The organism is Pseudarthrobacter polychromogenes, assembly GCF_014644495.1.
GTDB classification, from domain to species: Bacteria; Actinomycetota; Actinomycetes; order Actinomycetales; family Micrococcaceae; genus Arthrobacter; species Arthrobacter polychromogenes.
The window spans coordinates 427,443-441,252 of record NZ_BMKU01000002.1 but is presented as its reverse complement, the minus strand read 5'-3'; the positions used below and the strand labels follow the sequence as shown (position 1 = coordinate 441,252).

Annotated in this window: 15 protein-coding genes; 4 read left to right on the top strand and 11 right to left on the bottom strand. The window is 67.6% G+C overall.

Features of this window, described 5'->3' with window-relative positions; all coding sequences use genetic code 11:
• Positions 1 to 41 precede the first annotated feature (41 nt).
• Together dapA and IEX43_RS05235 are read right to left on the bottom strand one after the other, a co-directional pair.
• A complete protein-coding gene (gene dapA, locus IEX43_RS05240) occupies positions 42 to 950 on the bottom strand; it encodes a 4-hydroxy-tetrahydrodipicolinate synthase (protein ID WP_188809375.1) in 909 nt (302 codons plus the stop codon).
• Positions 951 to 1,164: 214 nt separating this feature from the next.
• A complete protein-coding gene (locus tag IEX43_RS05235; protein WP_104189924.1) occupies positions 1,165 to 1,473 on the bottom strand; it encodes a hypothetical protein in 309 nt (102 codons plus the stop codon).
• A gap of 149 nt (positions 1,474 to 1,622) precedes the next feature.
• Between IEX43_RS05235 and IEX43_RS05230 the strand changes: the two genes are divergently transcribed.
• Positions 1,623 to 2,858: a heparan-alpha-glucosaminide N-acetyltransferase domain-containing protein gene (locus IEX43_RS05230; protein WP_188809374.1), complete on the top strand. Its 1,236-nt coding sequence runs from the start codon at positions 1,623 to 1,625 to the stop codon at positions 2,856 to 2,858.
• Between the two features lie 20 nt (positions 2,859 to 2,878).
• Here the strand turns inward: IEX43_RS05230 and IEX43_RS05225 are convergent, their stop codons facing one another.
• The 7 genes from IEX43_RS05225 to IEX43_RS05195 all read right to left on the bottom strand — a co-directional run bounded on the left by IEX43_RS05225 (position 2,879) and on the right by IEX43_RS05195 (position 8,632).
• On the bottom strand, positions 2,879 to 3,358 hold the full coding sequence (locus tag IEX43_RS05225) for a hypothetical protein (RefSeq protein ID WP_066274857.1): 480 nt from the start codon (positions 3,356 to 3,358) through the stop codon (positions 2,879 to 2,881).
• 3 nt (positions 3,359 to 3,361) lie between these two features.
• A complete protein-coding gene (gene dapB / locus IEX43_RS05220) occupies positions 3,362 to 4,132 on the bottom strand; it encodes a 4-hydroxy-tetrahydrodipicolinate reductase (protein ID WP_188809373.1) in 771 nt (256 codons plus the stop codon).
• A 107-nt stretch (positions 4,133 to 4,239) separates the two neighbouring features.
• A complete protein-coding gene (locus IEX43_RS05215) occupies positions 4,240 to 4,734 on the bottom strand; it encodes a molybdenum cofactor biosynthesis protein MoaE (RefSeq protein WP_188809372.1) in 495 nt (164 codons plus the stop codon).
• The gene (locus tag IEX43_RS05210; RefSeq protein ID WP_188809371.1) at positions 4,724 to 5,254 is read right to left on the bottom strand and encodes a MogA/MoaB family molybdenum cofactor biosynthesis protein; all 531 of its coding nucleotides are present in this window, start codon (positions 5,252 to 5,254) and stop codon (positions 4,724 to 4,726) included. The genes IEX43_RS05215 and IEX43_RS05210 overlap by 11 nt, the downstream gene beginning before the upstream one ends.
• Complete coding sequence (moaC, locus tag IEX43_RS05205; protein WP_104185186.1) at positions 5,251 to 5,745, bottom strand: cyclic pyranopterin monophosphate synthase MoaC; 495 nt, start codon at positions 5,743 to 5,745, stop codon at positions 5,251 to 5,253. Before moaC ends, IEX43_RS05210 begins: the two co-directional genes overlap by 4 nt.
• Positions 5,733 to 7,028: a molybdopterin molybdotransferase MoeA gene (locus tag IEX43_RS05200; protein ID WP_188809370.1), complete on the bottom strand. Its 1,296-nt coding sequence runs from the start codon at positions 7,026 to 7,028 to the stop codon at positions 5,733 to 5,735. The genes moaC and IEX43_RS05200 overlap by 13 nt, the downstream gene beginning before the upstream one ends.
• Before the next feature lie 23 nt (positions 7,029 to 7,051).
• On the bottom strand, positions 7,052 to 8,632 hold the full coding sequence (locus IEX43_RS05195) for a molybdopterin-dependent oxidoreductase (RefSeq protein ID WP_377102461.1): 1,581 nt from the start codon (positions 8,630 to 8,632) through the stop codon (positions 7,052 to 7,054).
• A gap of 111 nt (positions 8,633 to 8,743) precedes the next feature.
• On the opposite strand from IEX43_RS05195, the gene moaA reads away from it, so the two are divergent.
• The 3 genes from moaA (at position 8,744) to IEX43_RS05180 (ending at position 11,771) form a co-directional block, all read left to right on the top strand.
• On the top strand, positions 8,744 to 9,871 hold the full coding sequence (gene moaA / locus IEX43_RS05190) for a GTP 3',8-cyclase MoaA (protein WP_188809369.1): 1,128 nt from the start codon (positions 8,744 to 8,746) through the stop codon (positions 9,869 to 9,871).
• A 5-nt stretch (positions 9,872 to 9,876) separates the two neighbouring features.
• Positions 9,877 to 10,143, top strand: coding sequence for a MoaD/ThiS family protein (locus IEX43_RS05185; RefSeq protein WP_188809368.1), 267 nt, complete (start codon positions 9,877 to 9,879; stop codon positions 10,141 to 10,143).
• 68 nt (positions 10,144 to 10,211) lie between these two features.
• Positions 10,212 to 11,771: an HNH endonuclease signature motif containing protein gene (locus tag IEX43_RS05180; RefSeq protein ID WP_188809367.1), complete on the top strand. Its 1,560-nt coding sequence runs from the start codon at positions 10,212 to 10,214 to the stop codon at positions 11,769 to 11,771.
• A gap of 42 nt (positions 11,772 to 11,813) precedes the next feature.
• On the opposite strand, the gene IEX43_RS05175 is transcribed toward IEX43_RS05180, so the two are convergent.
• Both IEX43_RS05175 and IEX43_RS05170 read right to left on the bottom strand, forming a co-directional pair.
• On the bottom strand, positions 11,814 to 12,338 hold the full coding sequence (locus tag IEX43_RS05175) for a DUF1579 family protein (RefSeq protein ID WP_188809366.1): 525 nt from the start codon (positions 12,336 to 12,338) through the stop codon (positions 11,814 to 11,816).
• A gap of 69 nt (positions 12,339 to 12,407) precedes the next feature.
• Complete coding sequence (locus tag IEX43_RS05170; RefSeq protein ID WP_188809365.1) at positions 12,408 to 13,751, bottom strand: M16 family metallopeptidase; 1,344 nt, start codon at positions 13,749 to 13,751, stop codon at positions 12,408 to 12,410.
• Positions 13,752 to 13,810 lie beyond the last annotated feature (59 nt).

Here is a 13,810-nt window from a genome sequence, read left to right as displayed (position 1 = left end):
TGCACTACTTTCCAGGCGGAAAAGGGTGCTGGTCTTACTCCTCAGGAAAAGACCAGCCCCGCTTCCGCCAAATCCCCGCGGATGGTTTCGATCTCGGCTTCGTCCGGCTCCACGAGGGGCAAACGGACAATCGAGTTGGGCAGGACTCCCTGCCATTTAAGAATCTGCTTGGCCGCAACGGCCCCCTGGACCCGCGTCATGGTGGCACGCACCACGGGCAGGAGTTCAAAGTTAATCTTCCGGGCGGTGCTGAGGTCGTTCGCGTTGACGGCGTCGATGAGCTCGCGGAAGCGGCGCGTGGCCACGTGTGTCGTAACGCCCACAAGGCCGACGGCGCCCAGGGCCATCCACGGAAGGGTCAGGCCGTCGTCACCTGAATAGAAGAGGAGATCCGTCTCGGCCATGACGCGGGTGGCAGCGACGAAGTCGGCCTTGGCATCCTTCACCGCCACGATGTTCGGGTGCTGTGCCAGCCGGATCATGGTGTCGGGCTCGATGGGGATGGAAGAGCGTCCAGGAATGTCGTACAGCATGACGGGAACATCCACGGCGTTGGCAACGGTCTCGAAGTGCGCGCGGACACCGGCCTGGCTGGGCTTGTTGTAGTACGGCGTCACCAGGAGGAGGCCGTCGACGCCGAGGGCTGCTGCCTGCCGGGACAGGTGGACTGAGTGGGCGGTGTCGTTGGTGCCTGTGCCGGCGATGATGGCGGCCCGGCCGCCCACCGCGTCCTTAACGGCGCGGAACATGCCGAGGTTTTCCTCGTCGGTGAGGGTGGAGGTTTCTCCTGTGGTTCCAGTAACTACCAGCCCGTCGCAGCCATCGTCCACCAGCTTGCTGGCCAGTGCTGCAGCCTGCTCATAATCCACTGCGCCGTCCTTGGTGAACGGCGTGACCATGGCGGTCAGGAGAGTACCAAGGGCAGGGAGATGCGCGGATGTGTCAGCCATGGAAAAAACGTTACCCTGTCCGCGGCTGGTTAGGACAATGCCAGGGGCGTGATGCACGTCAAATAACGGACCGGCCGAACCACCGTCACATGCGCCGCGCCCCCCTTCCGCCACCATCTTCCGGGCACCGGCCCGGCACCTAACCAGCAGCCGGAGCTGCGGCCGGTCATGAGGCGGGGTGCCGGGCTGGTCAGGAGGTGCGGTGCACTGCCGGTCAGGAGGCGGGATACCGGGGGCGGGATGGCTCCGCCGGCGGGTGGTAAGCCGGCGGGTGGCAATACCGCCCGACGGCGGCCTGGCGGAGGTCCTCGGCCCAGGACGACAGCCGCTGGGCGGCCCTGACGTAGTGGAAGAGCTCAACAGGGGTCAGGGCATCGATGTCCGTCTCGGCGAGGCGCCGGGCCAGTTCTGCCCCCTCGGGCTGGGCGGCGAGGCTGATGCCCTCCTGCTCCCACTGGACATCCTCGGCCGGCCGGCCGGCCACCAGCTGGCGGAACAGGTAGTCAACAACCCCCGGGCTCATGGCCTTGGCGAGCCCGTCACCGCCGGACTGGTCGGCCGGGCTTCCGGATGATGGAGTGTACATGGCGGCAATCTTATTCGAACATATATTCGAATACAAGGAGGTCTGGCCAGCCACTCCGGCACAGGCAGGTGTGAGACGATCTGGTCATGACGTCCCGTAATGCGGCCAGAACGTCCCGGAAATCCGGCGGGCAGCCCGCCACGGGGCGCCTCCACGGCATCGACGCGGCCCGTGGCCTCGCGCTGCTGGGGATGATGGCCACCCATCTGCTTCCCACCTTCGAATCCACCGCCGACCTCACCCCCACGTGGATCGGTCTCACGTTTTCGGGCAGGGCGGCGGCGCTGTTCGCCGTCCTGGCCGGGGTGGGCCTGGCCTTGTCCACGGGAAAGCACAAGCCGGTGCAGGGCCCGGAGCTCTCCGCCGCCCGCCGCGGCATCGCGCTCCGCGCCCTGATGATTGCCGCCGTCGGACTTACCCTGGGCGGGCTGGAAGTCAACCTTGCCATCATCCTGGTCCATTACGCGGTGCTGTTCCTGTGCGTCCTGCCCTTCCTCGGGATGGGCCTGAAGCGGCTCTGCGCCTGGGCCGGCGGCTGGATCCTGGGCTCCCCCGTCATGGCGTATCTCCTGCGCCCGTGGCTCCTGGCGGCCGAGCCTCCACTCAAACTGGGTCACAACCCGTCCTGGGAGGACCTCGCCACCCCGTCACGGCTGCTGGCTGACCTGTTCTTCACCGGCTATTACCCCGTGTTCCAGTGGCTCTCGTACCTGCTGGTGGGGCTCATCGTGGGCCGGCTGGTGCTGGGCAGAGCGATGGTCCCGGTAGTCCTGCTGGTGGCCGGTTCGTTGGTTGCCGTCCTGGCCAAGACCGTGGGGGTCACCGCCATGGAAAGCTGGGGCGGCCGCGCTGCCCTGGAGGATGTGCTGAATTCCCCCGGGTATCCGCTGGACAGCGTGCTGCAGGTGAACCTGACGGGTATTCCACAGGAGGGTTCCTGGTGGTGGCTGGCGTCTGCCGCGCCGCACTCGGCAACCACCCTGGACCTGCTGCACACATCGGCCGTGGCCGTGGCCGTGATCGGGGCCTGCCTCCTGCTGGGCCGGCTGGCCGAATGGGTGGACCTGGACCTGCTGCTGCCGCTGCGCGGCGCGGGCGCGATGACCCTGAGCCTTTACACCGTCCACGTCTGGGTGGTATCCGGGTTCTACCTCAAGCCCCTGCCCGCCGGCTGGACCGAGGACGGGATGTACTTTGCCCAGGCCGCCACGGCCGTGATCGTGGGCATGGTGTTCGTGCTGCTCAAGTGGCGCGGCCCTCTCGAATGGCTGGGGCACGCGGCAAACCAGGTGGGCCGGGGCCAGGTCAGGGCTGTCCGGTAAGGGCCTGACGTTCCTGAACCCTAGGCGGGGGCGTTGCCCTGGAAAAGCCTGACGGCGTCGCGCATGGAGGCCCGGGCACGCTTGCGGTCCCCCGCGGCGTCATAGGCACAGCTCAGCCGGAACCAGGAACGCCAGTCGTCCGGAGCGGCCTCGGCCTCGGCCTTGTACTTCTCGAATTCCGCATCCGCTGCCGAGCGGACGATCCGGCCCGCGGGAGTGCGGGGCAGCTCGTCGACCGGAAGACCGCCCTCGGCCTCCAGGACCTTCGCCATCTGCTCGGTCCGGGCCCCGAACATCAGTTCCCGGATCAGGGCCCATGCACCAATGACGGGCAGGACCAGGTACGCAGCCCCGATTGCCTGGGCCGCCAGGTTGCTGTCCGTCAGGAGCAGGATGGAACGCTGGAAGGACACCACCAGGTAGAAGACCAGCAGCAGCGTTACCGCTCCCACCCAGATCTTGGTGCGGTTCTTCCGGAACCCTGCCAGCAGTCCGCCCATGGCCTAGAATCCCAGGTCCAGGTAGCCGTCCAGGCCCACCGTCAGCCCGGGGTGGGCAGCCACGTTGCGCACGCCAAGAAGCACGCCCGGCATGAAGGATGCGCGGTCAAAGGAGTCGTGGCGCAGGGTCAGCTGCTCGCCGGAACCGCCCAGCAGGACTTCCTGGTGCGCCACCAGTCCGCGGAGGCGGACGCTGTGGACCCGGATGCCGTCAATCTCGCAGCCACGCGCTCCTGCCAGCTCACTGGTGGTGGCGTCCGGGCTCGGCGGCACCTCTGCGGCCTTGCGTTCGGCCGCGATCAGCTGCGCGGTGCGGACTGCCGTGCCGGAGGGGGCATCCACCTTGTCCGGGTGGTGGAGCTCGATGATCTCCACGGATTCAAAATACTTGGATGCCTTGGCGGCAAAGGCCGAGGCGAGCACCGAACCAAGCGCAAAGTTCGGGGCGATCAGGACGCCCGTCTCCGGGTGGCCGGCCAGCAGGCTTTCCAGCCCGGCCAGGCGGTCGGCATTCCAGCCGGTAGTGCCCACAACGGCGTGGATGCCATGCTCGACGGCGAAGCGGACGTTCGCTTCGGTGCTTTCGGGAACTGTCAGGTCCACGACGTACTGGGCGCCGGCAGCGGTGATCTGGTCCAGCGAATCACCCCGACCCAGGGCCGCAACAAGTTTCATGTCGGGCGCGGCTTCAACGGCTTTTACGGCTTCGGCGCCCATGCGGCCATTGGCGCCAAGGACGGCCACCAGCTTGGGATCGGAAAGTTGTTGGGTCATGCCATTAACCCTACCGGCGGGGCCGGGAGGCAGGGGAACCGTGGACTGTGCGTTACCTCGCAGGAACAGGCCTGGCTATGGCTGGCAGTGGAACCGGAACAGCAGCGTCAGCTGCCCGCACCCACCCATTCCACGGTGCCGTCAGCGAAGAACTGTTCCTTCCAGATGGGCACCTGCTTCTTGATCCTGTCCACCAGCTCCGAACACACGGCAAAGGCCTGCCCGCGGTGGGCCGCGGACACGGCGCACACCAGCGCGGGATCACCGATGTCCAGCATGCCGATCCGGTGCGCTGCCCAGATCCGCACGGGCTGCGGGGACGGGCCAGAGGCGGCGCCGTCGCCATCGCCGCTGCCGCGGGCTGCCTGCTGTTCGGACGCCAGGCGGGCCACGACGTCGGCCATCACCTGGTGGGCGGTAGGATGCGCACTGTAGCTGAGCCGCTCAACTGCCTTGCCGCCGTCGTGATTGCGCACCACGCCGCTGAAGCTGACCACCGCACCGGCGGTGTCACTTTCCACCGCGGCGATGGCCTGGTCAACGGAGATGGGTTCCGCGCTCAGCACGGCGTTGACTACCTCGAATGCTGCCTCAGTGCCCATGTCCGCCTTCCAGCTGGTCGCAAAGGTGCCCGATGACCGGGTCAAGGACGGTCAGTCCGTCCATGACTCCCTTCGGTGATCCGGGCAGGTTGATGATGAACGTGGTGCCGGCCGCACCGGCATAACCGCGGCTGAGCGCCGCAAGCGGGGTTTTCGTGGCTCCGGCACGGCGGACCGCTTCCATGATGCCGGGAATTTCGCGGTCCAGCAGCGGGAGGGTGACGTCGGGAGTCCGGTCGTCCGGGCTGAGGCCCGTGCCGCCGCTGGTGATGACGACGGCGGTGCGCTGGGTCAGGAGGGCACGGATGGCTGCGCCTACCGGCTCGCCGTCAGGAACGACCATAACGGGAAACACGTCAAAGCCGTGTTCGGTGAGCCAGTCGGTGATGACGGGACCGGTTTCGTCGTCGTAGATCCCGGCCGCGGCACGGGTGGAGGCAATGACGACGCCTGCCTTCCTGCCCTGCACGTCGCCGTGGCGGTGGGGTTCGGGGGCGTTCAGGGTGCCGGGGCTGCTCACAGTGTCCAGTCCCCGCTCTTGCCACCGCTTTTGGCCAGCACCTTGATGTCGGTGAGGACGGCGTGCTTGTCCACCGCCTTGACCATGTCATAAACGCTGAGCGCCGCCACGGAGGCAGCCGTAAGTGCTTCCATCTCCACGCCGGTAACGCCGCGAGTCTTCACGGTGGCAAGGATGGAGACGGAGTCCGGTGCCAGCTCGAAGTCCACGGTGACCTTCGACAGGGGAAGCGGATGGCACAGCGGAATCAGTTCGGGGGTCTTTTTGGCGGCCATGATCCCGGCCACGCGTGCCACGGCCAGGGCGTCACCTTTGGGCAGGCCGCCCGAGCCGAGCAGGCCCATCACCTCTGCTGTGGTGCGGACTGTAGCGGTGGCGGTGGCCTCACGGGTGGTTTCGGCTTTGGCGGAGACGTCCACCATCTGGGCGCTGCCGTCCTGGCGCAGGTGCGTCAGCGCGGCCGGGGTTTGTTCTGCATTCACAGCATCCATACTTCCACCTCCGCCCCTGCCGCGAGCGCGGCCACTCCTTCCGGAACATGGACCAGCACGTTGGAGCCGGCAAGCGCGTGCATCAGGTGTGAGCTTTCGCCGCCCTGAAGTTCCACGGTTCCGTCCGCTTTGAGGGTTCCGCGGCGGACCTGGTGCTTGTGCCCGGGCGAGGTGAGCGGCTGGCTGAGCCTGGCGCGGACCGGCAGGCGGGGCGCCGGGGCACCCAGCAGGCGGGCGAGGACGGGGCGGAGGAACATTTCAAATGAGACGAGGCAGCTGACCGGGTTGCCGGGGAACCCGAGGAAGGGCCGGCCTTCAAAGGTGCCGATCCCCTGCGGCCCGCCCGGCTGCATGGCTACATGCAGGAACTCGACCGGCTGGTCCGCCATGGCCTGCCGGACCACTTCGTACGCGCCCTGGCTGACCCCGCCGGTGGTCACGATCAGGTCCACTCCTGCGCCCTCTTCCCGCAGCAGCGTCCTGAGCCCGTCCGGGTTGTCCGTGGCGATACCTGCACGGCGGACGTGCAGTCCTGCCTGTTTCATGGCGGCTTCCAGGAGTGTCCCGTTGGAGTCGAAGATCTTTCCGGGCTGGAGCTCACGGCCCGGCTCCACCACTTCGTCGCCGGTGGTGACCAGCAGGACCGTCACGGCCTGGCACACGGTCACATCCGGGATGCCCAGCGCGGCCAGGAGTCCCAGCTGGGCCGGGCCAAGGAAGGTGCCCGCCGCCAGGGCCGCCCCGCCGGCCTGCACATCGCTGCCTGCGGCACGGATGAACGTGCCCGGGGCTGCCGGCGGCAGCCATACGGTGGCGTGTTCCTTTGCCTGGGCGCCGGCTGGCAGGAAGCGGTCCGGAACGGCACGCTCGATAGGGACGACGGCGTCCGCCCCCGCGGGGAGCATCGCTCCGGTCATGATGGGGGCAGCCATGCCGGGTTGGAGTGGTGCAGGACGTGCGCCCGCTGGGACGGGAGGCATGATGCCCAGCTCTGCACCGCCGTCGGGCACGTCCACGGAACGGATGGCATACCCGTCCATTTGGGAGTTGGCGAAGGGCGGCAGGCTGATGGGGGCACGCACGTCCGCTACCAGGCCGCGGCCCAGGGCATCCGCCAGGGGCAGCGTTTCCGTCCTGTGCACCGAGTGCAATGGCTCCAGCAACGCAGTGACGGCTGCTGCATGGTCTGCCACGGACCTCGCCTGGTGCTTCGCGTGATGCCGCTGGTGCTCCGTCCGGTGCTCCGCCTCTGCAGGCGTTCCATGCGGTTGCGGGCTGGCCATGGTTCCGCCTTCAGGTCGAGCGTTCAGGGTGTCACGTCCACTCTAATCGTGTGGAGCCCGGTGGCTCCGTCCGGGACAACCGGCCGGCTCCGCTCGTCCTGGATGCGTCCCGCGAGGTCCGTGGCACGGACCTGGACTTCATACTGGCCCTCCGTCAGCTCCACTCCCAGTTTCCATTGGTACCAGGTGTCCACCGAGATACCTTGGGCAAGGTCTGCCTGGCGCCAGGGTCCGCGGTTCAGTCGCAGTTCCACCCTGCCGATGCCTGTGTGCTGCGCCCAGGCGACACCGCCGAACATTATGGTTCCGGCCTTCACCTGCCGTCCGGGGCGGGGCACGTCGATCCTCGAAGAGGTCTTGATGGGCCCACGCTCGGACCAGCCCCGCGGCGTCCAGTAGGCAACGTCGTCCGCGAACCGGGTGACTTTCAGCTCCGTGACCCACTTGGTGGCCGAGACGTACCCGTACAGCCCGGGCACCACCAGCCTCACAGGGAAGCCGTGCTCGAGGGGCAGCGGCTCGCCGTTCATGGCGACGGCGAGCAGTGCGTCCCTGCCGTCGCTGAGCACGTCAAGCGGCGTGCCGGCAGTCCAGCCGTCGGCACTTTTTGACAGCACCATGTCCGCGCCGGCCTGGGGCCCGGCCAGTGCCAGCAGTTCGCGGACGGGCCAGCCGAGCCAGCGGGCGTTGCCGATGAGGTCTCCGCCCACGGTGTTGGACACGCAGGCGATGGTGATGTGGCGCTCGGTCAGGGGTTTGGCCAGGAGGTCGGCGAAGGTCAGTTCCACCTCCCGGTCCACCAGTCCTGTGACTTTGAGGACCCAGGTCGCGGGGTCCACGGCGGGGACCGTCAGGGCGGTGTCGATGCGGTAGAAGTCCTTGTTGGGGGTGACAAGCGGCTGCATGCCGTCCACTCCGGCCTCGGCGTCCCCGGGAATGGCCGGTGCAGGTGATGCGGGAACAGGCAAGGTCACGCGGCTCCGGGCCTCGCTGGCGACGGCAGCAGCACCACGCCAGAGTCCCGCCAGCAGGCCTCCTGCCGCCGTAAACACCGCTCCCCCGGCCAGAGCCTGAAGGAAACGGCGGCGTGCCGGCGGGGCACCGGGGGCAGGCTCCAGCGCTTGGGTCTCCCATTCCCGGAGAGTGCGAATGAGGAACCTGAGCAGAAGTACGGCGACGACGGCGGTGAGCACCGCCAGCACTGCCGCGTTGGCGCTGGCCTGGGCCCGGGTCAGGACGGCGGCCAGGCCCACCATGCCGAAGACGCCGATCAGCGCAGCGCCGGCAAAGCGCTTCCGGTATTCCAGGATTCCTGCCAGGGCGGCCAATGCAGCCATCACCAGGCCCATGCCCACGAGGAGGGCCGCCTTGTCCGCGGTGCCGAACACGGCTACCGCCCAGTCCTTGACGCCCGGGGGAACGGCGTCGATAACCGCTCCGCCGACAGCGGTCATGGGTGACAGCGATGGACTGAAGAATCCGGCCAGCAGTTCCCCCAGTACGGCGGCGCTCCCCACTGCGACGATGCCGGCGGCTGCTGCCGCCCGCGCAGCCTGCCGCGGCCCGCCGTCGTGCCTTGCCTGCCCTGGCTCGGAGCTGCTCACACCTCCAGCTTAGATTCGCGGACTGCGCATGGCGCCGTTCCCGGGCTTTCTGTTTCCGGCGTTCGCCACCCCGGGTGTGATGCGCGCCCCAAGGTGGCGTAGCCTGAATTCATGAGTGTCCAGCTAGGCATGCCGCAGCCACGGGAGGAAGCAGACGCACCCCTGCCCTCAGTCCCAGCCGCCCGCCCCGGGGATGCGCCGGCCGGGCTCGCGGACCGTTACGGCCGGCTGGCGACGGACATGAGGCTGTCCCTGACGGACAAATGCAACCTGCGCTGCACCTACTGCATGCCGGCGGAGGGCCTGGAGTGGCTTTCGAAGCAGGCCGTGATGACCGCCGGGGAGATCGTCCGCATCGTCGGCATTGGGGTTGGGCAGCTGGGAGTCCGCGAGCTGCGGCTGACCGGCGGCGAACCGCTGGTGCGGCACGACCTCGTGGACATCATTGCCGCCCTGCGCAGCAACCACCCGGACCTGCCGATCTCCATGACCACCAACGGCGTTGGCCTGGCGAAGAAGGCGGCTGCCCTGAAGGGCGCCGGACTGACCCGGATCAATGTGTCCCTTGACTCGCTGCACGAGGAAACCTTCACCCAGCTGACGCGCAGGCCGTTCCTGGACCAGGTGCTGGCGGGAGTGGACGCCGCGTGGGCAGCGGGCCTTGGGCCGGTCAAGCTCAACGCGGTGCTGATGCGAGGAATCAACGACGCCGAGGCGCCATCGTTGCTCGACTGGGCGCTCGGCCGCGGCTATGAGCTTCGCTTCATCGAGCAGATGCCACTGGATGCCGACCACGGCTGGACACGGCGGAACATGATTACGGCTGCCGAAATCCGCCAACTGCTCTCCGCTGACTTTATCCTCAGCCCCGACTCCCGCGCCCGTGACGGTGCGCCTGCAGAACGTTTTGAAGTACGACGCCGGACGCCAGGGTCCGATCACGGGTCCGGTCCGGTGCTGGGAACCGTTGGAATCATCGCCTCCGTGACGGAACCTTTCTGTTCCGACTGCCGCCGCACCCGGATCACCGCAGAGGGCAAAATCATGAGCTGCCTGTTTTCCCGCGAGGAGTTCGATCTGCTGGGCCTCCTGCGCAGCGGGGCAAGCGATGAAGCCCTCGCCCAGCGGTGGCAGGACGCAATGTGGCTCAAGCCGAAGGCTCACGGAATGGACCACGTGGGACTTGATGCTCCGGACTTCGTCCAGCCGGACCGCAGCATGAGCGCCATCGGGGGCTGAATCTCTTGAACGTACGTTACTTCGCTGCCGCACGCGCTGCTGCCGGCCTGGAGGAAGAGAGCTTCCACCTGGCGGAGGGCGCCACCGTTGCGGACCTTTTGGAGGCTGTCCTGGCCGTGCAGCGCCCTGGACCTCCCTCCGGCACGCCGCCGCTGCCCCGCATTCTCTCCCGGAGCAGCTTCCTCCTTAATGAAGTGGCGGTGCGTGACCACTCAGTTGTGCTAAAAGCGGACGACGTGGTGGATATTTTGCCTCCTTTCGCCGGGGGGTAGGGAGCGCTTTTTCCGGCCGGTCCATTTGCCCAGCCCTGATTGTCAGACCCTTCCCCGATGATTGGTACATGGGCAGGGAATCGGTGGCGAAGGCGTTTGCGGACATCCGCGCCGCCCTTGCTGTGCTCAACGCTGAGGTGGACGGGCGTGGTGCGGAGCCGTTCTCGGCTGCTGATCCGCTGGCCGGGCTGGCCGATGGAAACCTGGACATCCTCGCCGGCGCCAAGGAAGCAGAAGCCGGGCTCGCAGGCCTGAAGGCCCGCGCGGCCATGAAATACGCCAACACCGCCCACGCCCTGGCACCGGAGATGCCGGCCCGCGCGCAGGAGATGGCCATCGCCGCGGAAATCGGGGCCGTGCTGGCCATCGGGCCACGGGCCGCAAGCACGTTCCTGGCCACGTCCCACGCCCTGGACACAACCTTGCCCCTGACCCTCTCGGCCCTGCAATCCGGAACCATCTCCTGGCAGCACGCCCTGGCCCTCGCGGACGAGGCCGCCACCCTCGACCCCACCGGCGCCGCCGCCCTTGAGGGCCATTTCCTGGACCCCGACACACCCAGGCCCTCCACCGCCGCCCCGGCCGGGGACATCCCCGCGCACCGCCTCCGGCACAAAGCACGCACCTGGCGCGAACGCCACCACACCGACTCCATCGAGAAACGCCACACCAAGGCCGTGACAGACCGCCGGGTGGAATACCGGCCGGACCAGGACGGCATGGCCTGGCTGTCGGCCTGCCTCCCCGCTCATCAGGCAATGGCGGGCTGGAACCGGCTCAACGCCCTCGCCCGGGCCGCACAAGGACCCGACGAGTCCCGCACCCTCACCCAGATCCGGGCCGACAACTTCGCCGAAGCCATCCTCACTAACGGATCCAATGCCGCCCTGTCGTCGACGAGCCGGGCGCAGGTGCTCGTTACCGTGCCGGTGGTCGCGCTGATGGGCCTGACCGACGAGCCCGCCATGCTGGACGGGTACGGGCCCATCCCGCCGTCCATGGCGAGGGACCTCGTCGCGAACGGTGCTGATTCGTTCCACCGCGTCCTTGTCGACCCGCGGGACGGGGCACCGCTGGAGATCGGACGGACCAGCTACCGCGTCACCAAAGCCATGCGGAACTGGCTGCGGATGCGGGACGGCACATGCCCCTTCCCCGGCTGCAGCAACAACTCCCTGGATAACGAGGCAGACCACCTCCTCGCCTGGCACCACGGCGGAACCACCGGAATCAGCAACCTCGGACAACCCTGCCCAAAACACCACAAACTCCGGCACACCACCGGCTGGAAACCAACACCAGCCACCAAAAACCAACCACCCGGCTGGACCTCACCCACCGGGCGCCACTACAAAAGCGAACACCAGGACTGGGAACCACCCCACTGGCCAGGCTGGCTGGCTTCTTCATGTGTGACTGACATCCACGAGCCTGGCAGCGGTTCAGCAGGCCATGCCGCGGGTTCAGGGATGCCTGATGATGACGATCCGCCCCTCGTTGACCTGCCGGAATTCGAGATTCCGGAAGACACGGGAGTAGCGGAGTGCGACCTGCCGCAGGACGTGTTCGGGGAGTTCTACCTGAGGCTGGCGCTAACCGGACATGTGGTGACAGCTGCCCCAACGTAGGGGCCGGGGCGTGTCCGGCATTGCAGTTCAGGACGCGGGGAGTCACGCAGCCGGTGCGCCCGGATCACGCCTGTACCGGGAGGTCATGAAAGGTTTGTATGGGGCCGTTGCTCCGTCAGCTGCGCTTCGGTAGCGGAGATCCGCGCCAGCAGAACCATCCCGGCGGATTTCGGCGATGTCAAAGAGGACTCCGTCTGTGATGCGCAGGGTATGGCGGATGGAACCCGCTCCGGCGTGGCGCTCCACCTGGAGGTCCCCGTCATGCCAGGTGCAGCGCGCAGGGGCATCCGGGGCGGGGCTCACGCTGTCGACGTAGTACCAGAGGACATCCCGACGGACGGGATCGACCGTGAAGATGCCGTGGCCCTCGAAGTGGCTTCCATCCGTTTCTGTGTGACGGTAGCTCTGCACCACGGCCGAGCCTCCGGCAACCAGGGTGAACGTCATTTCGGCCTCCACGGTCCGTTCCGCTCCCCAGGGGCCGGACTCGAGCCGTGTGGTCCCCTGCCACCGGCCCAGCAGGTTCGCCAGGGCCTGGTGTCCATGATCGGTACGGGGCCGGTCCATGATTCGTCCTCCCCTAACCCGGGCAATGACCTGCCCTCACGGGTTCATCCTAAGCCTGGGGCCCGGAAGTCAGAAGCCGAAAGTTTCAGTCTCCTCGAACGGTCCCACCACGGTCACGGTCCGGGGTGCCGCAGCCAGTTCGGCCGCAAGTTCCTGGACCTGGTCGGCGGTGACAGCCTTGATCAGGCGCAGCGTTTCGTCAATGTCCTGGTATTCGCCGGAGACGAGCTCGGCGCGGCCCAGCCGCGACATCCGGGAACCTGTGTCCTCCAGCGCCAGCACGATTCCGCCACCCAGCTGGCCCACGGCCTTGCGGAGCTCGTCCTCGGAGATCCCGTGCTCAGCCAGTTTGTCCAGCTCAACAGCCAGCAACTCCAGGACCTGGCGCACCTTCGACGGGGTGCACCCGGCGTACATGCCGAAATAGCCGGCATCCGCGTAGGAGGACGCGAAGGAGTACGTGGAGTACACGAGCCCGCGCTTCTCCCGGATCTCCTGGAACAGGCGTGAGGACATGCCCCCGCCCAGCACGGCATTCAGGACGCTCATGACGTAGCGCCTCTCGTCCGTGGCCACGATGGTGGGGCAGCCCATGATGATGTTGGCCTGCTCCACGGCGCGCTTGACCACGTGCAGGCCTGCCGTCCCCGTGATGAGGGCGCGGTCGGTGGACCGGCGTTCCACCGGTGCGGCGTCGGACTTCAGCGACCAGCCGGCCGATTCGAGGGCATCCACCACAAGGTTGCAGACGACGTCGTGGTCCAGTCCCCCGGCTGCGGTAATGACCAGCTCATCCGGCCGGTAGTACCGCTGGTAGTGTTCCCACACCGAGTCGCGGGCCACGGCCCTGATGGCGTCGGGGGTACCGCCGATGGGGCGGCCCAGGGGGTGGCTGCCGAGCACGGCCGCCACAAAGTGCTCATGGGCGACGTCGGTGGGGTCATCGCTGTCCATCGCGATTTCCTCCAGGATGACGTCGCGCTCCTGCTCCATCTCAGCGGGGTCCAAGACAGCTCCGGTGATCATGTCCGCGATGACGTCAATGGCCATGGGCAGGTCAGAATCCAGGACGCGCGCGAAGTAGCACGTGCTTTCCTTGGCCGTAGCGGCGTTTGACTCGCCGCCCACCTCGTCGAAGGCCGAAGCGATTTCCAGGGCGGTACGGCGCCTGGTGCCCTTGAACAGGAGGTGTTCCAGGAAGTGGGTGGAGCCGTGCTGTCCCGGAGCCTCATCCCGTGAACCGACGCCCACCCAGAAACCAATGGTGGCCGACCGCTGCCCGGGCATCGCCTCGGTGAGTACCCGCACTCCCCCGGGCAGGACCGAGCGCCGGACTTCGGAGCCGCCGTCGGAACCATGGACCAGGGTATCGCCGGGGTGGTTCTGCTCGAGCGGCAGGGGTACAACAGTCATTGAGGCCTTTCAAAAGGGGCAGCCGGGATCTGGCTGCCATCGTAACAGCGGCGGGGCCG

What these genes read in the sequence shown, in the direction of transcription:
- dapA (WP_188809375.1), bottom strand. Translation starts at nt 950, where the DNA reads ATGGCTGACACATCCGCGCATCTCCCTGCCCTTGGTACTCTCCTGACC.
- IEX43_RS05235 (WP_104189924.1), bottom strand. Translation starts at nt 1,473, where the DNA reads ATGAGCCCGGGGGTTGTTGACTACCTGTTCCGCCAGCTGGTGGCCGGC.
- IEX43_RS05230 (WP_188809374.1), top strand. Translation starts at nt 1,623, where the DNA reads ATGACGTCCCGTAATGCGGCCAGAACGTCCCGGAAATCCGGCGGGCAG.
- IEX43_RS05225 (WP_066274857.1), bottom strand. Translation starts at nt 3,358, where the DNA reads ATGGGCGGACTGCTGGCAGGGTTCCGGAAGAACCGCACCAAGATCTGG.
- dapB (WP_188809373.1), bottom strand. Translation starts at nt 4,132, where the DNA reads ATGACCCAACAACTTTCCGATCCCAAGCTGGTGGCCGTCCTTGGCGCC.
- IEX43_RS05215 (WP_188809372.1), bottom strand. Translation starts at nt 4,734, where the DNA reads ATGGGCACTGAGGCAGCATTCGAGGTAGTCAACGCCGTGCTGAGCGCG.
- moaC (WP_104185186.1), bottom strand. Translation starts at nt 5,745, where the DNA reads ATGGATGCTGTGAATGCAGAACAAACCCCGGCCGCGCTGACGCACCTG.
- IEX43_RS05200 (WP_188809370.1), bottom strand. Translation starts at nt 7,028, where the DNA reads ATGGCCAGCCCGCAACCGCATGGAACGCCTGCAGAGGCGGAGCACCGG.
- moaA (WP_188809369.1), top strand. Translation starts at nt 8,744, where the DNA reads ATGAGTGTCCAGCTAGGCATGCCGCAGCCACGGGAGGAAGCAGACGCA.
- IEX43_RS05180 (WP_188809367.1), top strand. Translation starts at nt 10,212, where the DNA reads ATGGGCAGGGAATCGGTGGCGAAGGCGTTTGCGGACATCCGCGCCGCC.
- IEX43_RS05175 (WP_188809366.1), bottom strand. Translation starts at nt 12,338, where the DNA reads ATGGACCGGCCCCGTACCGATCATGGACACCAGGCCCTGGCGAACCTG.
- IEX43_RS05170 (WP_188809365.1), bottom strand. Translation starts at nt 13,751, where the DNA reads ATGACTGTTGTACCCCTGCCGCTCGAGCAGAACCACCCCGGCGATACC.